The organism is Gluconacetobacter brunescens (genome assembly GCF_048695475.1).
GTDB lineage: Bacteria > Pseudomonadota > Alphaproteobacteria > Acetobacterales > Acetobacteraceae > Gluconacetobacter.
Genome location: NZ_JBLHEN010000002.1, coordinates 21,104 through 41,143 on the forward strand (window position 1 = coordinate 21,104; position 20,040 = coordinate 41,143).

Annotated in this window: 21 protein-coding genes; 7 read left to right on the top strand and 14 right to left on the bottom strand. The window is 66.5% G+C overall.

The window, feature by feature from the left end; translation table 11 throughout:
• Nucleotides 1-57: 57 nt before the first annotated feature.
• From ACMAUO_RS12380 to ACMAUO_RS12405, 6 genes are all read right to left on the bottom strand, one after another.
• Nucleotides 58-588 (bottom strand): YdcF family protein, encoded by a 531-nt coding sequence (locus tag ACMAUO_RS12380; RefSeq protein WP_420357305.1) that lies wholly within the window; start codon nucleotides 586-588, stop codon nucleotides 58-60.
• Nucleotides 585-1,469 carry a hypothetical protein gene (locus tag ACMAUO_RS12385; RefSeq protein WP_420357306.1) on the bottom strand — a complete coding sequence of 295 codons (885 nt, stop codon included), beginning with the start codon at nucleotides 1,467-1,469 and terminating at the stop codon, nucleotides 585-587. The genes ACMAUO_RS12380 and ACMAUO_RS12385 overlap by 4 nt, the downstream gene beginning before the upstream one ends.
• Nucleotides 1,470-1,473: 4 nt before the next feature.
• Nucleotides 1,474-2,232, bottom strand: coding sequence for a glycine betaine ABC transporter substrate-binding protein (locus tag ACMAUO_RS12390; RefSeq protein ID WP_420357307.1), 759 nt, complete (start codon nucleotides 2,230-2,232; stop codon nucleotides 1,474-1,476).
• 114 nt (nucleotides 2,233-2,346) lie between these two features.
• Nucleotides 2,347-4,449 (bottom strand): M13 family metallopeptidase, encoded by a 2,103-nt coding sequence (locus ACMAUO_RS12395; protein WP_420357308.1) that lies wholly within the window; start codon nucleotides 4,447-4,449, stop codon nucleotides 2,347-2,349.
• A gap of 45 nt (nucleotides 4,450-4,494) precedes the next feature.
• Nucleotides 4,495-5,115 (bottom strand): Dabb family protein, encoded by a 621-nt coding sequence (locus ACMAUO_RS12400; RefSeq protein ID WP_420358256.1) that lies wholly within the window; start codon nucleotides 5,113-5,115, stop codon nucleotides 4,495-4,497.
• A 26-nt stretch (nucleotides 5,116-5,141) separates the two neighbouring features.
• The gene (locus ACMAUO_RS12405; RefSeq protein ID WP_420357309.1) at nucleotides 5,142-5,966 is read right to left on the bottom strand and encodes an acyl-ACP desaturase; all 825 of its coding nucleotides are present in this window, start codon (nucleotides 5,964-5,966) and stop codon (nucleotides 5,142-5,144) included.
• 213 nt (nucleotides 5,967-6,179) lie between these two features.
• On the opposite strand from ACMAUO_RS12405, the gene sucC reads away from it, so the two are divergent.
• Both sucC and sucD read left to right on the top strand, forming a co-directional pair.
• Nucleotides 6,180-7,382, top strand: coding sequence for an ADP-forming succinate--CoA ligase subunit beta (gene sucC / locus ACMAUO_RS12410; protein ID WP_420357310.1), 1,203 nt, complete (start codon nucleotides 6,180-6,182; stop codon nucleotides 7,380-7,382).
• Nucleotides 7,382-8,263, top strand: a complete 882-nt coding sequence (gene sucD, locus ACMAUO_RS12415; RefSeq protein ID WP_420357311.1) for a succinate--CoA ligase subunit alpha — start codon at nucleotides 7,382-7,384, stop codon at nucleotides 8,261-8,263. Before sucC ends, sucD begins: the two co-directional genes overlap by 1 nt.
• Nucleotides 8,264-8,369: 106 nt before the next feature.
• On the opposite strand, the gene ACMAUO_RS12420 is transcribed toward sucD, so the two are convergent.
• The 5 genes from ACMAUO_RS12420 to ACMAUO_RS12440 form a co-directional block, all read right to left on the bottom strand.
• The gene (locus tag ACMAUO_RS12420) at nucleotides 8,370-9,170 is read right to left on the bottom strand and encodes a shikimate dehydrogenase family protein (RefSeq protein WP_420357312.1); all 801 of its coding nucleotides are present in this window, start codon (nucleotides 9,168-9,170) and stop codon (nucleotides 8,370-8,372) included.
• A 39-nt stretch (nucleotides 9,171-9,209) separates the two neighbouring features.
• Nucleotides 9,210-9,590 carry a hypothetical protein gene (locus ACMAUO_RS12425; RefSeq protein ID WP_420357313.1) on the bottom strand — a complete coding sequence of 127 codons (381 nt, stop codon included), beginning with the start codon at nucleotides 9,588-9,590 and terminating at the stop codon, nucleotides 9,210-9,212.
• A gap of 117 nt (nucleotides 9,591-9,707) precedes the next feature.
• Entirely contained in the window at nucleotides 9,708-10,262 is a 555-nt protein-coding gene (locus ACMAUO_RS12430; RefSeq protein ID WP_420357314.1) for a hypothetical protein, read from the bottom strand.
• Nucleotides 10,263-10,698: 436 nt separating this feature from the next.
• Nucleotides 10,699-11,340 (bottom strand): TetR/AcrR family transcriptional regulator, encoded by a 642-nt coding sequence (locus tag ACMAUO_RS12435; RefSeq protein WP_420357315.1) that lies wholly within the window; start codon nucleotides 11,338-11,340, stop codon nucleotides 10,699-10,701.
• 57 nt (nucleotides 11,341-11,397) lie between these two features.
• Nucleotides 11,398-12,651 (bottom strand): DUF2075 domain-containing protein, encoded by a 1,254-nt coding sequence (locus ACMAUO_RS12440; RefSeq protein WP_420357316.1) that lies wholly within the window; start codon nucleotides 12,649-12,651, stop codon nucleotides 11,398-11,400.
• A gap of 228 nt (nucleotides 12,652-12,879) precedes the next feature.
• Between ACMAUO_RS12440 and bioB the strand changes: the two genes are divergently transcribed.
• From bioB to ACMAUO_RS12465, 5 genes are all read left to right on the top strand, one after another.
• On the top strand, nucleotides 12,880-13,893 hold the full coding sequence (bioB, locus tag ACMAUO_RS12445) for a biotin synthase BioB (RefSeq protein ID WP_420357317.1): 1,014 nt from the start codon (nucleotides 12,880-12,882) through the stop codon (nucleotides 13,891-13,893).
• 91 nt (nucleotides 13,894-13,984) lie between these two features.
• Complete coding sequence (queE, locus tag ACMAUO_RS12450) at nucleotides 13,985-14,620, top strand: 7-carboxy-7-deazaguanine synthase (RefSeq protein WP_420357318.1); 636 nt, start codon at nucleotides 13,985-13,987, stop codon at nucleotides 14,618-14,620.
• A gap of 1 nt (nucleotide 14,621) precedes the next feature.
• Nucleotides 14,622-15,359 carry a 7-cyano-7-deazaguanine synthase QueC gene (gene queC, locus ACMAUO_RS12455; protein ID WP_420357319.1) on the top strand — a complete coding sequence of 246 codons (738 nt, stop codon included), beginning with the start codon at nucleotides 14,622-14,624 and terminating at the stop codon, nucleotides 15,357-15,359.
• Nucleotides 15,352-15,879 (top strand): 6-pyruvoyl trahydropterin synthase family protein, encoded by a 528-nt coding sequence (locus ACMAUO_RS12460; RefSeq protein WP_420357320.1) that lies wholly within the window; start codon nucleotides 15,352-15,354, stop codon nucleotides 15,877-15,879. Before queC ends, ACMAUO_RS12460 begins: the two co-directional genes overlap by 8 nt.
• A gap of 7 nt (nucleotides 15,880-15,886) precedes the next feature.
• The gene (locus ACMAUO_RS12465; RefSeq protein WP_420358257.1) at nucleotides 15,887-17,383 is read left to right on the top strand and encodes a SulP family inorganic anion transporter; all 1,497 of its coding nucleotides are present in this window, start codon (nucleotides 15,887-15,889) and stop codon (nucleotides 17,381-17,383) included.
• A gap of 159 nt (nucleotides 17,384-17,542) precedes the next feature.
• Here ACMAUO_RS12465 and ACMAUO_RS12470 read toward each other — a convergent pair whose 3' ends face one another.
• Genes ACMAUO_RS12470 through ACMAUO_RS12480 form a run of 3 tightly spaced genes read right to left on the bottom strand, consistent with a single transcriptional unit; the run spans nucleotide 17,543 to nucleotide 20,039 of the window.
• Nucleotides 17,543-18,391 carry a hypothetical protein gene (locus tag ACMAUO_RS12470; protein WP_420357321.1) on the bottom strand — a complete coding sequence of 283 codons (849 nt, stop codon included), beginning with the start codon at nucleotides 18,389-18,391 and terminating at the stop codon, nucleotides 17,543-17,545.
• Nucleotides 18,388-19,344 carry an MlaD family protein gene (locus ACMAUO_RS12475; protein WP_420357322.1) on the bottom strand — a complete coding sequence of 319 codons (957 nt, stop codon included), beginning with the start codon at nucleotides 19,342-19,344 and terminating at the stop codon, nucleotides 18,388-18,390. Before ACMAUO_RS12475 ends, ACMAUO_RS12470 begins: the two co-directional genes overlap by 4 nt.
• The gene (locus tag ACMAUO_RS12480) at nucleotides 19,344-20,039 is read right to left on the bottom strand and encodes an ABC transporter ATP-binding protein (protein ID WP_420357323.1); all 696 of its coding nucleotides are present in this window, start codon (nucleotides 20,037-20,039) and stop codon (nucleotides 19,344-19,346) included. The genes ACMAUO_RS12475 and ACMAUO_RS12480 overlap by 1 nt, the downstream gene beginning before the upstream one ends.
• Nucleotide 20,040: the final 1 nt, after the last annotated feature.

The following is a 20,040-nucleotide window of genomic DNA, read 5'->3' on the forward strand; positions in this document are numbered from 1 at the left end:
TATCCAAAAGAAATCTCGCGTTCCGGCCCGCGAAATGCCGACAGGACGCGGCGCCTGTCAATCGCGCGGCATGGCCTCGCGGCGGCGGAGCACTAGCAGCAGGGCATCCCAGGGCAGGGCCGCGACCTCGCGCAGACGCCAGAACCACCGCCGCCGCAGGCCCCGGGCAGCCGGCATCCGGGGCGGCGGCACCCGCACCGCCCGCCAGCCCGCCAGCCGCATCAGCACCAGGCAGCGCGGCAGGTGATAGGCGCTGCTGGCGACCGCAACGGGCCCGCGATAGCCGCGCGCCCGCAGCAGCACGGAACAGGCCAGCACCGACTCCAGCGTATCCCGCGCCGTCGCCTCGATCAGGATCGCCGAATCCGGCACCCCGGCCCGGCGCAACAGCTCCGCCATCACGGGCGCCTCGGCCGGCCGCCCGCCCAGGCTGCCGCCGGTCGGCACGAACAGCGGCGCCGCGCAGGTCTGGCCGAAGGCATCGGCCGCCGCCACCCGACGGCATAATGTTGGGGAAGGTGTGCCGTCGGGATGGACGGCGGCACCGAAGATCACGATCGCGAGCGGCGCATCCGCCCGCCCGCTCACGGCGGCGCCTGAAGCAGAAGCTGGTTCAGCCCGGCGAAGGTGGCGAACGTCACCCGCCAGACCTGCCGGAACTGCGCGGCATCGACCCCCCGATTGTCCAGGATCGCCGCCAGTTCACCCACCGTGCGCCTGCCGTCGATCAGCGGCAGCAGGCCGCGCGCCTGCGAAATGACCGGCAGCAGCACCTCACGCCCCCCCAGACGGACCGGCAACCGATTATCGGACCGCATCAGCCGCGAGAGGCTTAACCCGTCCAGAGCCCGCAGCACCGGCACGCAAGCCGGGTCCATCGGATCGGCGCGCCCCACGACTTCGCCCGCGCGGCGGGCATAAGCCACATGAAACGCCCGACCTTCCCCACGCGACTCGGCCAGAGCGGCCCGTGCGCGATCGGGCAGGAAATCAAGATCGGTGCACATGGCCGGATCGGCCTCCAGGAGCGCCGGATCATACGCCAGCGGCGCCATCAGGCAGACAGGCGCCAGACCCGCCGCAGCCAGCAGATCGAACAGCCCCTCGACAGGATAGCCACCGCCCCGCCCGTCCGGTGCGGCAACCACCACGCGCACGCCGCCCCCCGGCGCCAGCAGGCCACCCAGGGCATCCAGCCGCGCCGTCGGCTCCGCCTCCGCGCTCAGGTCGCAATCGATATAATCGTAAACAGAAGAGACCAGCGCCCCGCCGGATGCGAGAAAATCGACCTCACCCGGCCGCCCCTCCGCATGCAGGGCCTCCGCCAGCCGCGCCGCACCGCCGGCATCGCCCCCGGCCACCAGCACGCGCAACGGGCAAGAGCGCGGCCGCACGGCCCCGAACAGCCAGTAATCGACCTCGCGCAGATCACCGGCCGATCCGGTCGCCAGAGAGGATGCGTGTTCCATGGCCCTACCGGGGCAGCAGCTTTCCGCGCTGCCAGGCCTCGGCCGCCTCGTCGGCGCTCAGGCCGTCGCAACGCACCGCATATTCCAGCGCGCTCACCACCTTGTGGCCCAGCATCAGCTCGTCGAGTTCATCCAGCAGGTCGGAATCCAGTTCCGCCCGCGCCTCGCGACGCACCAGCATCCGGGCCACCTGCTCGTCGGCCAGCACGTTCCTGGGGTCTTCCAGCGGCCGCAGCCGGCCGCCATGATGCAGGAAATGCGGTTGCCAGAGAGGCAGCACCGCCGCCTCGCCGGTCTCGATCGCCTTCGCGGCATACTGCCAGGCATCTTCGTCCGGGCGGGCCTCGATGGTGAAGCCGCGTTCCGTCAGTCCATAGGACCCAACGCCGAGCCGGACCCGTTCGATTACCGATTCCGCCGCCACGATATTGCGGCTGACCACCCCGTCATCCCGCCCCAGATCCGCAATCGAAGCCACACCCGGCGCACAGCCTTCAGGCATGAACCAGCCAAAGACAGGCTTGTACAGCTCACCAAGCAGATCCATGCCCAGCGACGGGTCCGCCCAGGCGGCATCGACATCGGGCAGCCAGGCGGACACGAACAGGTCGATGCCGCCCGCCTTCATCGCCGCCGTCAGTTCGTCCCGGTCGCCGGTGACGTATTCGACGTCCAGGTCATAAGCTTCCAGCACGCGCACGACTGCCGCGGCAGCGGCCGCGTGCAGGATGGTTTCCGGATGGCCAAGCGTCACCGTCGTCATCGCACCTCTCCCCGATCACGAGGCTGGTTCCAGCAGGTGACACCCGTTTGCGCAAGGGGCGGAGCGGCAAAAAACCGCCCCGCCCCCGCGCTCAGGCCATGCGGTTTCCCGCTGTCACCAGATCTTCACCCGGTCTTCCGGCTTCAGATACAGCGTGTCGCCCGGCTTGACGTTCCAGGCCTTGTACCAGGCATCGACATTATGCATCGGAATATTCACCCGCGCCTGCGGCGGAGAATGCGGGTCCGTCATCACCCGCTGGCGGGCGGTGTCGTCACGCAGCTTCTGCCGCCAGACCTGCGCCCAGCCGAGGAACACGCGCTGGTCCCCCGTCAGGCCGGCGATCACCGGGGCCGGCTTGCCGTGCAGCGAGGCGTGATAGGCATCCAGCGCCAGGGTCAAGCCGCCCAGGTCGGCGATGTTCTCGCCCATGGTCAGCTTGCCGTTCAGATGCACGCCCGGCAGCACCTCGAAGGCATCGTACTGCTTGCCGAAGCGATCGGCCAGCTTGTTGAAGCGGGCCTCGTCGTCCTTGGTCCACCATTCCTTCAGGCGCCCCAGATAGTCGAACTTGCGCCCTTCATCGTCGAAGGAATGCGTCATCTCATGGCCGATCACGCCGCCGATCGCGCCGTAATTGATCGCCGGGTCCGCCTTGGGGTTGAAGAAGGGCGGCTGCAGGATCGCGGCCGGGAACACCACCTCGTTGAACAGCGGGTTGTTGTAGGCATTGACCGTCTGCGGGGTCATGTCCCACTCGTCGCGGTCAACCGGGTGGCCCAGATGACCCAGCCAGTAGCGCCATTCGAAGCCCTCGGCACGCGCGGCATTGCCATAGGCGTCCCCCTGCCTGACGACGAGGGTCGAATAATCGCGCCAGCGCTTGGGATAGCCGATCTGGATGGTGAAATGGTCCAGCTTCTGCACGGCGGCGGCCCGGGTCTGCGGGCCCATCCATGCATTATGCTGCAACCGCACGCGGAAGGCCGCCTTCAGTTCGGTGGTCAGCGATTCCATCATCTGCCGGTATTCCGGCGGGAAATAGCGTGCGACATAGGTCTGCCCCAGCGCCATGCCCATCGCATGGCCGGTGGCGGTCACGCCGCGCTTCCACCGGTCGGGCAATTGCGGCTGGCCGCCCAGCGTCTTGTCGTTGAAGTCGAACGACGCCTGCACGAACGCCTTGGGCAGGTAATGCGAGGCACTGCCCACCAGATGGAAGGCCAGCCACGCCCGCAGCGTATCCAGCGGCGTTTCCGAGGCAATCTTCGCCTCGCCGACGACGGCATCGGGCTCGCCGACGATCAGCGTGCCCGATTTCACGATCGTCTCGGGCAGTTCGGCGGCAGTCAGATAAGCCGCCCAGTCGAAATCGGGCGCGCGCTTGGCCAGGTCGGCAACCGTGATGGGGTTATAGGTCTTGTCGGGGTCGCGCATGTCCTGCCGCGCCCAGTGAACCTCCGCCATCCGGGTTTCGAACGCTACGATGGCCTGGGCCTGCTTCGCGGCATCCGGCCAGCCGATCAAAGTCAGGACCTGCTGGACGTAAGCCTGATAGGCGGTCTTCTTCGCCGCCAGCGCGGGCTTCAGGTAATAATCACGATCCGGCAGGCCCAGGCCCCTCTGGTCCAGCGTCAGCGCATAGACCGTCGGATCCTTGGCGTCCGGCTGGATGCCCAGCCCGAACAGCGAATACTGGAATCCCGTCTGGCCACGCCCCATCAGGGCGGCAAAGGCGGTCCGATCCTTCACCGCGCGAATGGCGTCCAGATCCGCGGCGAGCGGCCGGATCCCCTGCGCCTCGATCCCCTTCTCGTCCATGAAGGTGGCGTAGAACGTGCCCAGCTTCTGGTCGACCGTCGCGGGATCGGCCACCGGATGGGCCGCCAGGTCATTCAGGATGCCCTGCACGCGCTTGCGCGAAAGCTCATGCAGCATGTTGAACGGCCCATAGGCCGTCATGTCGGGCGGAATGACGATATCGTGTACCGCACGGCCGTTCGCGTAGCCGAAGAAATTGTTACCGGGCGCGATCGACAGGTCGCGTCCGTCCACATCGAAGCCCCATGCGCCGTAAGACGGGGCATCGACCACATCGGCCCCCTTCGCGCCAGCGGCCTGATCGGCCGCCCGCGCCCCGCCGCCCCAGCTCGCGACCGCCAGCAGCGCCGCGCCGCATAGCCAGCCGCGCCGTCCATATCGCCTGAAATCCGACATCCCGTTGCCTCAAATCCTGTTACAAACGGGATACGGTAGAACGGTTTATTTACGGTGCCCAGCCCGTGCCCCGGTCGTTTTCACGGGCTCCGGCGGACGCGCCAGCGCGGCCACGCGATAGTCGAAACTCAGGACCCCGGCCAGGTACGGCGCCGCGAACGCCTTGAAGGCATCATGCGCGGGATCGAAGAACCCCGGCTGGGTCACGACCGGCCGGCCGACATAATAATTCCGGTCCCCTTCCGAGCGAAAACTCACCAGGAAGCCCATCTGGTACCCCTCGTCCGCGCCCTCGCCGCTGTTCTGAAAGCCGGTCTCGATCGACTCGACCACCGGCCGACCGTCCGGACGACGGGAATCGACCACCAGTTCCAGAAAACGCCGGGCCACCTCAGCCTTCTGCGCAGGCGTCACATCCTTGAGGAAGCGGAACAGAACCACATGCCGGATCAGAGCCGGGCGAAAGGCGGGCGCGGTAAAGGCGGCAACCCCGACCTGAGCCAGGTCCTGCTGCACCGCGACGGCGGCGGCATCGGGCGGCGGCGGCGTCGCGGGCGATGTCGCGATCGGCAGGGAATAGGATTCGGCCAGCGCGGCCGCCGCCGGCGACAGCGCCGCCACGGTCAGGCCGAGGCTCGCAGCCGCGATCATCTTGCGCACCAACATCGTCACTCCCTCCTGGTTCCTGCCCGTCAGGCCAACGCCGCCTGACGCGCGAATTTCCTCTGGCGTAGGCGAATCAGATGATACATGCCCCGCGCGACCAGTTCATGCACCCAGCCATGCGGCGCGATCCCGATCGTCTTCAGGATCATGCCGGTCACGCGCACCGTATGCCGGGGCTGATAATACCGCATCGCCCGCGCCATATAAGCCGCAATACATCGACCGTGGTCATAAGGCAGACCGACCGGCTCGTTGGTCGTGTGATAGGCCGAGGCAAGCTCGTCATCCTCGCTTTCCGTCACCCGTCCCAGCGCGATGCGCATGCGCTGCCAGACCCCGAGCTTCTCGCGCTTCAGGTAGCGGTTCATATGGTCGTAGAACAGCTTGAAATGCCTGTATTCGTCCGCCGCGATCTGCCGGCAGATCGCCTTCAGCAGCGGCTCGTCCGTGGCATCGGCCAGAGCGGTGTAGAAGGAGGATGTTCCCGTCTCCACCATGCAGCGGGCAATCAGCTCGCCGGTGCGCGATCCGCGAATGGACCGATCCACCTCCAGCTCCAGCTTGTACGACGCGCGATACCGTTCGAACGCCTGCGGATAATCCCATGACGGATCGGCCAGCATCGCCCACCGCCCCAGCGCGTCGCCATGCTGCACTTCCTCGATCGCCCAGTTATCCGCCGCCGCGCGAAAGGCCGGATCATCGAAGAACACATTGTTCAGATAATGCGCATAATCCACGCCATTCCGTTCGACGACCGACGCCGCCTTGACCAGCTGGACGACATCGGGGTCGACGCGCGCCGGATCGAAACAGTCCCAATCCATCTGCTCAAGGCGCCAGTGTTTCATCGTAATCCGTCTTTCATGCCATCCGCCCCGTTTCCCTCTCTCCCGTCCTTCCGTGCAGAAGGGCATATACGAAGCCTGAACAAGTCCTTTTCAGCATCCGAGATGGCATAAACCGCCCGATTATGCCATGCAGACGATAGCTGGCGCATACGCGACCGGCGCACCGCCCGGGCTTCCCGAGGCGCAATGACAACAAACGCGGATCATAACCGTATGAACATACACGAATATCAGGCGAAAGCCCTGTTGAAGGGATTCGGCATGCCCGTGCTGGACGGCCGGGTCGTCCGTTCACCCGACGAAGCTCTGGTGGCCGCCCGCACGATCGGCGGCCCGATCGTGGTCGTCAAGGCACAGATTCATGCCGGCGGCCGCGGCGCGGGCCATTTCGCCGACGATCCGGGCGGCAAGGGCGGCGTCCGCCTGGCCCGCACGCCCGACGACGCGCAGCAGGCCGCCGTCGCGATGCTGGACAGCACGCTGATCACCCGCCAGACCGGCCCGGCCGGCCGCATCGTCCGCCGCCTCTATATCGAGGCCGGCTGCGAGATCGCGCGCGAACTCTATCTTTCCCTGCTGGTCGATCGCGCCACCGGCCGCATCGTCATCGTCGCCTCCCAGGATGGCGGCATGGCGATCGAAGACGTCGCCGCCGCCACGCCCGAGCGCATCCTGAAGGAGGCGATCGACCCCGCCACCGGCCTGTCCGACTACCAGGCCCGCAATCTCGCGGCGCGGCTCGACCTCCATGGCCGCTCGATCCGCGCCTTCACCACCGTCCTGCGCGCGGCCTACGAGGCCTTCGTGTCGCTCGACGCCGCGATCGTCGAGATCAATCCGCTGGTCGTCACCGGCTCGGGCGACCTGGTGGCGCTCGACGCCAAGATGAGCTTCGACGACAACGCCCTGTTCCGCCATCCGGAACTGGAAGAACTCCGCGACGAGAACGAGGAAGACCCCCGCGAGCGCGAAGCCGCCCGCCACGGCCTGGCCTATGTCGGGCTCGACGGCACGATCGGCTGCATGGTCAACGGCGCCGGCCTGGCCATGGCGACCATGGACATCATCAAGATGGAAGGCGAGGAACCGGCCAACTTCCTCGATGTCGGCGGCGGCGCCTCGCGCGAGCGGGTAGCGGCGGCGTTCCGCATCGTGCTGTCCGACCAGAAGGTGCGCGGCATCCTGGTGAACATCTTCGGCGGCATCATGCGCTGCGACATCATCGCCGAGGCCATCGTCGCCGCCTCGCGCGAAACGGGCCTGCGCGTGCCCCTCGTGGTCCGGCTCGCCGGCACCAATGTCGAGCAGGGCGAGGACATCCTGTCCCGCTCCGGCCTCAAGATCATCCCCGCCGGCGATCTCGGCGACGCCGCGCGCAAGATCGTCGCGGCCGTGCGCGCGGAAGGAGTCGCCTGATGTCCATCCTGGTCCATAGCGATACCCGCGTCATCACCCAGGGCTTCACCGGCGCCCAGGGCACCTTCCACTCCGAACAGGCCCTGGCCTACGGCACGAAACTGGTGGGCGGCGTCACCCCCGGCCGGGGCGGCGAGACCCATCTCGGCCTGCCGGTCTTCGACACGGTCGCCCAGGCCTGTGCCGCCACGCGGGTCGATGCCAGCGTCATCTACGTGCCGCCCGCCGGCGCCGCCGATGCGATCCTGGAGGCCATCGCCGCCGGCGTGCCGCTGATCGTCTGCATCACCGAGGGCATTCCGGTGCTGGACATGGTGCGCGTGCAGCAGGTGCTGCACCGGTCCGGCAGCCTGCTGATCGGCCCCAACTGCCCCGGCATCATCACGCCCGGCGAATGCAAGATCGGCATCATGCCCGGCGCGATCCACCGCCCCGGCAAGGTCGGCATCGTCTCGCGCTCCGGCACCCTGACCTACGAGGCCGTGGCCCAGACCACCGCCGTCGGGCTGGGGCAAAGCACCTGCGTCGGCATCGGCGGCGATCCGGTCAAGGGCATGGATTTCATCGACGTGCTGGAACGCTTCATCGCCGACCCGGACACCGACTCGATCATCATGATCGGCGAGATCGGCGGCACGTCGGAAATCGACGGCGCCACCCTGATCCGCGACAGCGGGACGAAGAAGCCGGTCGTGGGCTTCATCGCCGGCGCCACCGCCCCGCCGGGGCGGCGCATGGGCCATGCCGGCGCGGTCATCACCGGCGGGCACGAGACGGCGGCCGCCAAGATCGAAGCCCTCCGCGACGCCGGAATCCACATCTCCGCCAGCCCCGCCCTGCTGGGCCGGACCCTGCTCGACGTCCTGTCAGGCCGTTTCTAACGCCTCACCCGGTCCGCCCCGCCCCTCCTCGGGGTGAGGGCGGACCGATCAGGCCTGTCGACGGCCGATTCGACCAGAGTATTTCCACCTGTTCGAACGCACACGTTCAAACAGGATCTGCTCTCTCTTCCGAAAAATAACGGAAAATCGCCTCCAACTGGCCATCCAGCATGGCCCGTCCCGGATGGATCGCGGCCCCGCGCCGGGCGGCCGCATGCAGGATCGGCGTGATCTCCGGGGTCATGATCACCTCGGCCACCAGAACGCCCGGCCCCACCTGCTCCGGATCGAACGGCAAGGGATCGTCCGCGCGCAGGCCGAGCGAAGTCGCATTGACAACCAGATCATGCCCGGCGACAGCCTGCCCGATCCCGACGTCCACCTCCGGAAACCCGGAGACCAGCCGCTCACGCAGCGCCAGCAGCCGCTCCCGCGAACGATTGATCAGCGTCAGCCGCGCGGGCCCTCGCTCAGCCAGGGCCACCGCGATCGCGCTCGCCGCGCCACCCGCCCCGACGATGCAGATCCGTCGCCCGGCCACCGGATGCCCGGCGGCGGCCAGCCCGGCGACAAACCCCTCGCCATCCAACATGTCGCCCGCAAACGCATCCTCACCAACCCGGCGCAGGACATTGACCGCTCCCGCCAGCCTGGCACGAGGCGTCAGATCCCGGCACAACGCCGAGACTGCCATCTTGTGCGGAACCGTGACGACCGCGCCCTCGAAATTCCTGACGCGGAACAACCCGCCCAGAGCCCCCGCCAGATCCGCCGCCGGAACATCGAACGGCACCATGACCGCATCGAGCCCATTCCGTTCAAACAGCGCATTCATCGCCTGAGGCGTACGCACATGCCCGACAGGATGCCCCACCAGGCCGAACAATTTCGTTTTCCCGCCGATCATCGTCACGCCTCCGGCCGCTCCGCCCACGGGATACCCCGATCAGCAAAGACGACAGTATTTCCGGTAATCGGCCTGATGCCGAAACAGGAACAACATATAATAATCGCGATAATGGCGCTTGTTCCGGGCAATCTTTTCATAGAATGGAAAGACATCGCTCGGTCCCTCGAACCCGTCGATACCCGACGCGGACGTCACGCACCGCGCCTGAAAGAGCGGAGCGTACAAGGCACTGTCCGGGTCGTTAACCCGCCGCACATGATAAAGATTTTTCCTGAAATCCCTGAGGCGTTCAGGAAGAAGAAAAATCATATCCTTTTCGATAAAGGTCTGCGTACTGTCCGGCCGACGAAAATAACGCATGTCGTCCGGCATATCGGCATAAAAGGCGGCATCACGCACGATCACAGGCACCGCCACGTCAACAGGCCGGAAGGCGTGGCAAAAAGCACTCCCCGCTCAAAAACACCCAACAAGAATATCCAATAAATTTTACTCTTAAAACAACAATATTGTGAGGACTTATTCATTCCATCCCTACAAGACCAGACCCGCAGATGCCAACCGCACATCAGAAGATTCAATTTCACCCTTGCGGATCATTTCTTTTACCGTAGCAACAGAGAGGGTTGGCGGCTTCAGCTTGCCACGCGGTTTCTTCTCGTTGTCATCCTCGATAAAGGCTTTGGTTGACGGATCGAGATAGCCATATCCGCACAGGAACGGGTTGCGCACATCGGCCATGACCATGACCACATGATACCGCGTCTGCCCCACCCAGTTCTCGGAAATCGATTCCTGATTGACGCCAGGATAGTTAAAACTCACACCCCGCGAATGAAAAAAATCAAAGATACCACCCATGAGAGCATCTATTAACTTTTGCTTTCTTGGATTGAATTGAAATCCATAATAGAAATAGTCTCTATAGATCGTCTCTTCTTTCGGAAGAGATTTCGGGTTAATCAACCCCACGATGCTCTGCATGGCCGTGGGTTTCGGCTTCACCCTGACCGGCCGATCACGGAAGATAATAGCCCCCCGATGATTATAAAAGATCGGTATAATAACGTGTTTTGGATCATCACTCATAGAATCATCTCCTGAAATTCGGAATATCAGATTTTTCTTATCCGGGGCAATGGGTTGATACTAAATCATTGAATCATTGACGTGTGTAATAGATTCAGAAACTTGCATGCGTCAGCATGCAAGACCGGGGCCGTCCATTACGCTGCCGGCGTCATTCTTTACCCCACGGAAGCAAACCTCCGTATCCACGCACGTTTCTATAGACGAGACTATATTGCCAACAGCTTCCGATCCGATGCGCATCTCCCGGCGGAGTCCAGGACCAAAACCTCCGCGTTCCGTGCATGCTTCCGGATCTCGCCCGCCCGCACATCGTACTTTTCCGCGAACGGCCCTCTCTGCATGGCGGCGACGACCGGCCTGATGGTGGCCGCCGCCGGAGCCTGACTGAAAACGCGCGTCGGATCGCCACCGGCCCGCATTTTCGCTCAGGCTCTCAGGCCGCCAGCACCATCGGCAACACGTCCGACACCAGCCGCCGGGAAAGCTCCGCCTCGTCCCCCTTCGAAAGCCCCCGCAGCCGCATCATCAGCAGCGGCAGCATGACGGCCCCCATCACCATCATCAGCGTCAGTTCGGGCGATCCGTCATGCCGGAGCAGCCCATCCTCACGAGCCTCCTGCAACAGGGGCAGCATCGCGTCCTGATAGGGTTCCCAGATTTCACGCAGGATATAATCCTGGCGCTCGCCGGGCACGCTCAGTTCGTCAGAGAGAAATTTCGCCAGTTCGGGAATGTCGCAATTCGCGGTGATAAAGCGCGTCAGCCCTTCCCGCACCCGCTCCTCGGTGGAGCCCGACCCGCCATGCAGTTCCTCGATCGAATGGCGCGCCGCCGCCAGGCGCAGCGCAATCTCGTCCACCACCGCTTTCCACAGCGCGAATTTCGAACCGAACTGATGGGAAATCAGCGCGGGATCGACCCCCGCCGCCGCCGCGATCTCCCGTAATCCCGCTCCGTCATACCCCTTGCGCGAGAAACAATGCAGGGCCGCGCCCAGCATGGCGTCACGCGCCGCGGGCGTTCCCTTCGCCGGCCGCCCCCGGCGACGGCTGAGCGGAGTATGATGGATCGGCACCAGATCGTCCTTTTTTCAGTGTCAAGTCCAAATCCTAGCACCGCCGAACCGGGTTTCCTATTCGTTCCCCGATGAAAAACCCGACATCACGGCGGCCGGCCCCGATTCACGCTGGCGCCACAGCGTCATCAGCCGTGCCCGCAGGGCCGGACGGCTGGCATAAAGGTAAAGCCCCCGCATCGGCCGCGTCATCAGCACGTTGATGGCGTTCAGCATGATCCGTTCGCGCGCGCCCTCCGGATCGGCAATCGCTCCCTTCCCGGCAAACGCGGCGCCATCCTCATAGCGCGCCGTATCGATCGTGATCCGATCCGACGCCGCGTCATAATCGACACTCGGGCCGAGAATGACCCCGGCATAATTCAGGTCGAATCCCTGCACGGTATAGACCGACCCCACTTCATCAATGGTATCGGCCCGTTCCGCCCACGGCAGCCGCGCCTGCGGCAACGCCCGGTCCCAGCGCAGGTGAAAGCGGCCCTCGGTGATGAAATGATCATGCCCGTCAAGAACATAAGGGTAATCGTACGTCGCCAGCATCCGGCATAGCCCAGCCGCTTCCTCATGCCGGCGGATCAGTTCGTACATCGCCTGCGCATCGTCGAAGATGCGGAAATCGAACGGCTGGGGCGCCGGCAGCGGCAGCAGGTCCCGCCGGCAGAACGCCTCGATCCAGCGCGGCACATCGTCATGGGCCTGCATGCGGAACTGGGTCGTCAGCCGCTCGAAGACGACCGGCCCGCCCCCCAGCAGCCGGCGCAGCGACGCCTCGTCCCAGAAACTCTTGAATTTCAGGACCTGCCTCGGATCGAAGACCATCACGACGACACGACTGGCCCGGATGATCTCCTCCAGCTGGTTGTCCTGGAGAAAGCGGTTATAGGCATCCCTGCGACTCAACAGCAGATGCGCCTCGTCGACGAACACGATATCCGCGCCCTGCCCGCTCTTGTGCGCCTGGTTGATGAAGCTGGTCGGCCGCTCATAGTCGCGTTTGCGCAAGATGGCGGAGCCCTCGGCGATCCGGCGATACAGCTTGATCATCTCCGGATGATTGACCAGAAACATCATGCTCCGGCCCGACAGGGCATCGCCGCCGCGTGCCGCCGCCTGCCGGAGCCTGGCGAAAGCGGCATTCATGACGATGCTCTTGCCCGTCCCGGCCGCCCCCTCCAGCACCAGGACGCCGCCACGCCCCCCGACATGCTGCCGGCAGAAAGCCACGATCCGGCCCACAAACCTCTCCTGTTCCGCCGTCAGGTCATGATCGGGGGAGAGTTTGAGCGCGGCGCGATTATCTGAAATGGCCATGGAGAGCGGCAGTCCCTGCGTCTGAACCGCGCCCTCGATGAAAAAAGGGCGCCTCCGTAGTGAAACCCCAATTATTCAACGATCAAAGATTTTTTTTGAGGCCACACCCGCTCCCGTCTATCCCTCGGGGCATCGAAACAAGCCCCGACATCTCGACATGGGTGACATCCCCCCCGCTTCTGTGGCACAGCGTGGTCCTTACCGCCGACAGTCCAGGAACCTGCCCCGATGCCCGATGGTCTCATGCCGGCCGCATCGCCCGCTTTCGCCGATCCGTCCCTTCCGCCGGTCCGCACCGACTGGACGCGCGACGAAATCGCGGCGCTGATCGCCCTGCCCTTCCCCGAACTGCTGTTCCGGGCCCAGAGCGTGCATCGTGCCCGCTTCGACCCCACCGAGGTGCAGATCTCCACCCTGCTTTCGATCAAGACCGGCGGCTGCCCGGAAGATTGCGCCTACTGCCCGCAGAGCGCGATGCATGAGGATGGCGGCGTCAAGGCCAGCCGCCTGATGGCGGTGGAAGCCGTGCTGAAGGAAGCCCGCGCCGCGCGCGACGCCGGGGCCGCGCGCTTCTGCATGGGCGCCGCCTGGCGTTCTCCCAAGGATCATGATCTCGAGACGGTCTGCGCCATGGTCGAGGGCGTGAAGGCCCTGGGCCTGGAAAGCTGCGTCACCCTGGGCATGCTCGATTCCCGGCAGGCCCAGCGCCTGCGCGACGCCGGGCTGGACTACTACAACCACAATCTCGACACCTCGCCCGAGCATTACGGCAACATCATCTCCACCCGCACCTATCAGGACCGGCTGGACACGCTGTCCAACGTCCGTGATGCCGGGATCAATGTCTGCTGCGGCGGCATCGTCGGCATGGGCGAGGATGAAAGCGACCGCGCCGGCCTGATCGCCAGCCTGGCCAGCCTGCCGAAACACCCCGAGAGCGTGCCGATCAACCTGCTGGTGCGCGTCGCCGGCACCCCGCTGGCCGAAGCCGAGGCAGTCGACCCGATCGATTTCGTGCGCATCATCGCCGCCGCCCGCATCGCCATGCCCGCCAGCCGCGTCCGTCTGGCCGCCGGGCGCGAGGACATGACGGACGAAGCGCAGACCCTGTGCTTCCTGGCCGGCGCGAACTCGATCTTCTACGGCGAAAAACTGCTGACCACCCCCAACCCCGAAGCCAGCCGCGACGCTCGGCTGCTGGCCCGCCTGGGCATGCACACCTCCCTGGTTCAGGCCTCCTGACCCCATGCCGGCCGCCTCCCGGCGGCCGGCGGACACGGCTCGCGCGATTTAAGGCTTGCGTCCGGGCACGGCCTGTCCGAAATCACGCCGCATGGCCTATATGATCAAGGAGATGTTCGCGACCCTCCAGGGTGAGGGTGCGCATGCCGGCCGCGCCGCCGTGTTCTGCCGTTTCGCCGGATGCAATCTCTGGTCGGGGCGGGAGGCCGATCGCGCGAGCGCGACCTGCCGTTTCTGCGACACCGATTTCGTCGGCACCGATGGCGAGGGCGGCGGCCGCTTCGCCGACGCCGCCGCGCTCGCCGACGCCATCGCCGCCACCTGGGCCGCGCCCGACATGGACCACGCCTTCGTCGTCTTCACCGGCGGCGAACCCCTGCTGCAACTCGACGCCCCCCTGATCGCGGCGGTCCATGCGCGCGGCTTCACCATCGCCATCGAAACCAACGGCACCCTCCCGGCCCCCGAAGGCATCGACTGGATCTGCGTCAGCCCCAAGGCAGGCGCACCGCTGGTCCAGCGCACCGGCCACGAGCTGAAACTGGTCTACCCCCAGCCGGACCGGATGCCCGAAACCGTCGCCGGCCTCGATTTCCAGCAATTCTGGCTCCAGCCGATGGACGGCCCCGACCAGGCCCGCAATACCGCGCAGGCCGTCGCCTACTGCCGCACCCACCCGCGCTGGCGCCTGTCCCTGCAGACCCACAAGCTGATCGGGATTCCCTGATATGGCCGCATCCCTCACGCCCGCCGACCCGAAGCAGGAAAGCGCGATCGTCCTGTTCTCCGGCGGCCAGGATTCCGCGACCTGCCTCGCCTGGGCCCTGTCGCGCTTCGGCCGCGTCGAGACGCTGGGCTTCGCATACGGCCAGCGCCACGCGGTGGAACTGGAATGCCGCGACACGTTGCGCGCTGGCATGGCGGCGCACGATCCCGCCTGGGCGGCCCGGCTGGGCGAGGACCACACGCTGGCGCTCGACGCCCTGGGCGCGGTCTCCGACACCGCGCTGACCCGCGACGCCGCCATCACGATGAACGAGAACGGCCTGCCCAGCACCTTCGTGCCCGGCCGCAACCTGATCTTCCTCACCTTCGCCGCCGCCCTGGCCGCCCGCCGGGGCGCCCGCCACATCATCGGCGGCATGTGCGAGACCGATTATTCCGGCTACCCCGACTGCCGCGACGACACGATCAAGGCCATGCAGGTGGCGCTTAACCTCGGCATGGCCAGCCGCCTGGTCCTGCACACACCGCTGATGTGGATCGACAAGGCCGACACCTGGCGCTTGGCCGAAAGCCTGGGCGGCCCCGACCTGGTCGCCCTGATCAACCGCGAGAGCCATAGCTGCTATCTGGGCACGCGCGAGGCGATGCACCCGTGGGGCCATGGCTGCGGCACCTGCCCGGCCTGCGACCTGCGCCGCAACGGCTGGGAACGCTACATGGCGGGAAGCGAGAATGCTTGATCTGGTCTTCACCCGCCGTTTCTCGATGGGCCACCGGCTGATCCACGGCGCCAGCGAAAGCTGCGCCCTGCCCCACGGCCACAACGAATTCGTCACCGTGCGCCTGCGCCCCACCGCCCCCCGCGCGCTGGACGGGGCCGGCAACATGGTCGTGTCCTTCCAGCGCGCCAAGTCGCGCTGGCACCGCTTCGTGGACGAACGGCTGGACCATGCCCTGCAACTGGCCGAGGACGATCCGCTCCTGGCCTGGTTCCGCGCGCACGAGCCCGAACGCGCCCGCCGCATCGTGGTCACGCCCGGCGACCCGACCACCGAACTGATGGCCTGCCTGATGATGGCCAAACTCAACGCGCTGCTGGACGCCGACGGCGCCCTGCTGCGCTGCGCGGAGATCACCTTGCAGGAAACCCCGACCAACACCGTCCGCTACGAAGGCGACCCGCTGGACATGCTGCCCACCCCCCGCCCGGCGGCGGAATGCTGGTGGCGGCGCGCCGACGACAGCATCGCCGATGTCTGAGTCGACAATGTCCGAATCCGCCCTGTCCGCCTCCCCGCTCTCCGGTTTCGCCCGCTATCGCGCCGAATGGACGGCCAATCCGGTGCGCGAGATCCTGGCCGGCATGGTCGGCACATTCGCGCTGATCCCCGAAGTCATCGCCTTCTCCTTCGCCGCCGGGGTGGACCCGGAGGTCGGGCTCTATGCCTCGTTCGTCATCAGCGTCGTCATCGCCATCGCGGGCGGCCGTCCGGCGATGATCTCCGGCGCCGCCGGATCGGTCGCGCTGGTGGCGGCGGCGCTGGTGCGCGCCCATGGCGTGCAATATCTGCTGGCCGCCACCCTGCTGGCCGGCCTGTTGCAGATGCTGGCCGGCGCGGCGCGGCTGCACCTGCTCATGCGCTATGTCTCGCGCCCCGTCCGCACCGGCTTCGTCAATGCCCTGGCGATCCTGATCTTCTCGGCGCAACTGCCGCACATGTTCCATGTCACCTGGCACACCTACGCCCTGATCGCGCTGGGCCTGGCCGTCATCTACGGCGTGCCGCGCCTGTTCACCGCCATCCCCTCGCCGCTGATCTGCATCCTGGCGCTCACGCTCGTCGCCACCATCTGGCCCATGCCGGTCCATACGGTGGCCGATCTGGGCCGCCTGCCCGACAGCCTGCCGCACCTGGTCTGGCCGCAGGTGCCGTTCTCCCTCGCCACGCTGGAGATCATCTTCCCCTTCGCCGCCGCCATGGCCATGGTCGGCCTGCTGGAATCGATGATGACCGCCAGCGTCGTCGACGACATGACCGAGACCCACAGCAGCAAGCGCACCGAGTGCGTCGGCCTTGGGCTGGCCAATGTCGCCGTCGGCCTGTTCGGCGGCATCGCCGGCTGCGGCATGATCGGCCAGACGGTGGGCAATCTCCGCTATGGCGGGCGCGGCCGGCTTTCCACCTTCGTCGCCGGCGCCTTCCTGCTACTGCTGATGGTGGCCTTGCGGCCGTGGGTCGCCCGGGTGCCCGTCGCCGCCCTGGTGGCGATCATGATCATGGTCTCGGCCAGCACCTTCTCCTGGTCGTCGCTGCGCGATCTGCGCACCCATCCGCGCGGCGCCAGCCTGGTCATGCTGGCAACGGTGGCGGTGGTGGTGGCCACCCACAATCTGGCCGCCGGCGTGCTGGTGGGCGTGCTGCTCAGCGGCCTGCTCTTCGCCGCCAACGTCTCGCGCCTGGTCACGGTCGAAGCCCGGTACGACGCCGCCACCGACACCCGGACTTACAGCGTGACCGGCCAGATCTTCTTCGCCTCCGCCGACCTGTTCGCCGAAGGGTTCGACACGCGCGACACCGCCCGCCATATCCGCATCGACCTGCGCCACGCCCATTTCTGGGACATCACGGCCGTCGGCACCCTGCGCGACATCGTCTCCCGAATGGAAAGCCACGGCCTCACGGTCGAACTCGTGGGCCTGAACACGGCCAGCGCGACCCTGATCGAGCGCCACTCTGATCTCAGCGTCGCATCCCCAATCTGAAAGATGCGTCCATCAAGGGCGTTGCCCTGAACCCCGCCAAAGGTCGCGCCTTCGGAAACATATTTATTTATCAACGAATTGGGGTGCAGGGGCCAAGGCCCCTGCCGGGTTCGGGCAGAGCCCGGTCTTTCCACCGGGCCATTGGAAACCCGATCGTTATCAGGTCGGCGGCACCGGCTCCGCGAACGGGTCGGGCGCCCCGGTAGCAGGCGCCGCACTCGGCGATTGCGCATGCAGGCTCTGGCCGGCCTGTAGCGTCAGCGCCGCCGCTCCCCCGGCATCCCCTGCCTGCCCCGCCGCACGGGCCGCCAGGGTCAGCGCCCGCGCCATGCCGCGATAATCCACCAACTGCCGCCGCAGATCGGCGGCCTGCACGGCCAGGTCCCGCGCCGCTGCCGGGTCCTGGGGCAACCGCATCCGGGCCTGCAATTCATCCTCGTCCGCCTGCCATTTCGCGGCCACGGGGCGCGTATGGGCCAGATGCGCCACGGCCTGCGCCAGCATCGCCCGGTCGCCCGTTCCATCCGCGATCAGCCCGGTCAGCAGGCTGGCCTGTTCGGCAATGGCCGGATCAGGGCTCGCCATCGCCCCGGCGGCCAGCGGCGCCGCCTCGCTGTCCCGCGACAGCCGATGCAGGGCGGCAGCCTGCGTCAGATCCAGCCCGGCATCGGCGCCCGACCGCCCCCGCACCGCCAGCGCGGCCCGCGTGGCCGCAATGGTCGAAAGCGCGTCGGCCGGCTTATCCTGCGCCAGTTGCACCACCGCCAGATTATAGCCGGCATCACCGATCGCCCCAGCATCGTCACGCGCCAGCGCGCGCGTGCCGGCCTGCCGGTACTGGCCTTCCGCCACCGTCAGCCGCTCCAGCCCCTCCGACTGGTGCCCGGTATCCATCGCCTGGTCCAGCACCGCATCGCCGGCCGGCGCCGCCTTGCCGCCGCCGCACCCGGCCAGCGCCGGCATGGCCAGCACCAGCAGCAGGGCGGCGCGCGTATATCCCGCCCTCATGGCGCGATCCTCCCCGCCGGCAGGCGGTGCGACGCGGGGGCTTTCACCCCACTGCCGCCCAGCAGCCACAGCCCGCGCAACTGGTCCGTCAGCTTCTGCAGGCTCGCGGCGGTGGTCTGCGCCTGCGTCAGCAATACCGGCAGTTCGGCCGATGTCTCCTGCAGATTGCGGGTAATCGCCGGCATGTTCGGGGTGGCCTTGCGCAGGTCGCCCGACATGGCGCGGACATTGGCCATGCTGGCATCGGCCTTCGCCATGACCGACGACAATTGCCGCTCGATCGGCGTCAGATGCGCAACCGCATCGTTCAGCGACGTCACCAGCGTCTCGGCCTGACGGATCAGCTTGTCGTCGGTCATCAACTGCCCGGCGGTGCCCTTGCCGGCATGCAGGTCCGTCATCGTGGCATCCAGCATCGACATCATATGCTGCGCGCTATCCAGCACCGGCAGCACCCGCGCGCGGATATCGGCGAAGGTCTGGGTGATCATGTCGGCCGGATTGGGCGCGGGGTGCGCGGTCAGCACCGCATAGCGCCAGTCCATCACCTGTCCCGTGCCGCGCGTGATGTCGATATAGTTGGCCCCGGCCACCACGAACCGCCGCCGGATGGTGGCGGTACTGTCACGGCGGATGAAAGGCTCGATATCCGGGTCGATATCCGCGATCGCATACATCCCGCCCGTCGGATTGATGCGGATACGCCGGATGGTGCCGGCATGAATGCCCACCACTTCCACGTCATCGCCCGGCGCCAATCCGCTGACGCCGCCATCGGGCAGCACGATCTGCAACCGGCCCGCCGGCGTCAGCCAGTTATGCAGCACGCCCGCCTCGATCACGGCGGCCGAACAGATCAGCAGCGCCACCAGCACCAGCAGCCCGACCCATTCGTCGGCATAGCGCACCCGCACCAGTTGCCGTGTCAGGCCCTTTACTTGATCCTTGGCCATCAGACCCCCCGCACCGGGAAAAGGCCTTCATCGAGAAGGCGCAGATGAACATTCACCGCCGACCGGTAATCGGCCCAGGTGGCGGCATGGCGCACAAACCAGATCACGGCCGCGCCCCGGTCGCGCGCCGCCGTGATCGCCTCCAGAAACGCGACCGCCGCATCCGCCGGCAACAGGTCGGAGATATCCTCCAGCACCAGCAGGTCGGGCCGGCCGAGAAAAGCCCGCACACAGGCCGCCCGCGCCAGGTCGGCCGCCGAAAGATGCCCCGGGCTCGTCACCGGCAGGCCGGGAAAGCCGAATGCCAGCCCCAGCGCCATCGCATCCGCAACCACGTCCTCGGTCGGCCGCGTCGTGTGGTGCAGTTGCTGGAGAATGATGTTCTGGTGCGTGCCGAACAGGTCCAGCCACGATCCGCGCCGGGTAATCCGCCCGATGCGCCCGCGCAGGGCATAAAGCTGGCGGTCCCCCAGTTCGGCCCAGTCCAGCCCCATGAACCGCACGCTGCCCGAGGCCAGCGAGATCATGCCACAGCACAGGTCGGCAAACAGCGTCGCCCGCGCGAAATCCCGGCATTCAATCACCGCGCAGTCGCCGGGCATCAGCCGCAGATCGATCGGCACCGGCGCCATGCCGCTTTCGTCGAACGACGGCTGGGCGGCGCGAAGTTCCAGGATCGGCCCCTCGTTCGCCATC

Excerpts from the sequence above, each read along its gene's own strand:
- ACMAUO_RS12475 (WP_420357322.1), bottom strand. The coding sequence starts at position 19,344 with ATGGCCAAGGATCAAGTAAAGGGCCTGACACGGCAACTGGTGCGGGTG.
- ACMAUO_RS12440 (WP_420357316.1), bottom strand. The coding sequence starts at position 12,651 with ATGGCCATTTCAGATAATCGCGCCGCGCTCAAACTCTCCCCCGATCAT.
- ACMAUO_RS12420 (WP_420357312.1), bottom strand. The coding sequence starts at position 9,170 with ATGATCGGCGGGAAAACGAAATTGTTCGGCCTGGTGGGGCATCCTGTC.
- sucC (WP_420357310.1), top strand. The coding sequence starts at position 6,180 with ATGAACATACACGAATATCAGGCGAAAGCCCTGTTGAAGGGATTCGGC.
- ACMAUO_RS12470 (WP_420357321.1), bottom strand. The coding sequence starts at position 18,391 with ATGAGGGCGGGATATACGCGCGCCGCCCTGCTGCTGGTGCTGGCCATG.
- ACMAUO_RS12460 (WP_420357320.1), top strand. The coding sequence starts at position 15,352 with ATGCTTGATCTGGTCTTCACCCGCCGTTTCTCGATGGGCCACCGGCTG.
- ACMAUO_RS12385 (WP_420357306.1), bottom strand. The coding sequence starts at position 1,469 with ATGGAACACGCATCCTCTCTGGCGACCGGATCGGCCGGTGATCTGCGC.
- ACMAUO_RS12430 (WP_420357314.1), bottom strand. The coding sequence starts at position 10,262 with ATGAGTGATGATCCAAAACACGTTATTATACCGATCTTTTATAATCAT.
- queE (WP_420357318.1), top strand. The coding sequence starts at position 13,985 with ATGGCCTATATGATCAAGGAGATGTTCGCGACCCTCCAGGGTGAGGGT.
- ACMAUO_RS12390 (WP_420357307.1), bottom strand. The coding sequence starts at position 2,232 with ATGACGACGGTGACGCTTGGCCATCCGGAAACCATCCTGCACGCGGCC.
- ACMAUO_RS12465 (WP_420358257.1), top strand. The coding sequence starts at position 15,887 with ATGTCCGAATCCGCCCTGTCCGCCTCCCCGCTCTCCGGTTTCGCCCGC.
- queC (WP_420357319.1), top strand. The coding sequence starts at position 14,622 with ATGGCCGCATCCCTCACGCCCGCCGACCCGAAGCAGGAAAGCGCGATC.
- sucD (WP_420357311.1), top strand. The coding sequence starts at position 7,382 with ATGTCCATCCTGGTCCATAGCGATACCCGCGTCATCACCCAGGGCTTC.
- ACMAUO_RS12405 (WP_420357309.1), bottom strand. The coding sequence starts at position 5,966 with ATGAAACACTGGCGCCTTGAGCAGATGGATTGGGACTGTTTCGATCCG.
- ACMAUO_RS12400 (WP_420358256.1), bottom strand. The coding sequence starts at position 5,115 with ATGTTGGTGCGCAAGATGATCGCGGCTGCGAGCCTCGGCCTGACCGTG.
- bioB (WP_420357317.1), top strand. The coding sequence starts at position 12,880 with ATGCCCGATGGTCTCATGCCGGCCGCATCGCCCGCTTTCGCCGATCCG.
- ACMAUO_RS12395 (WP_420357308.1), bottom strand. The coding sequence starts at position 4,449 with ATGTCGGATTTCAGGCGATATGGACGGCGCGGCTGGCTATGCGGCGCG.
- ACMAUO_RS12480 (WP_420357323.1), bottom strand. The coding sequence starts at position 20,039 with ATGGCGAACGAGGGGCCGATCCTGGAACTTCGCGCCGCCCAGCCGTCG.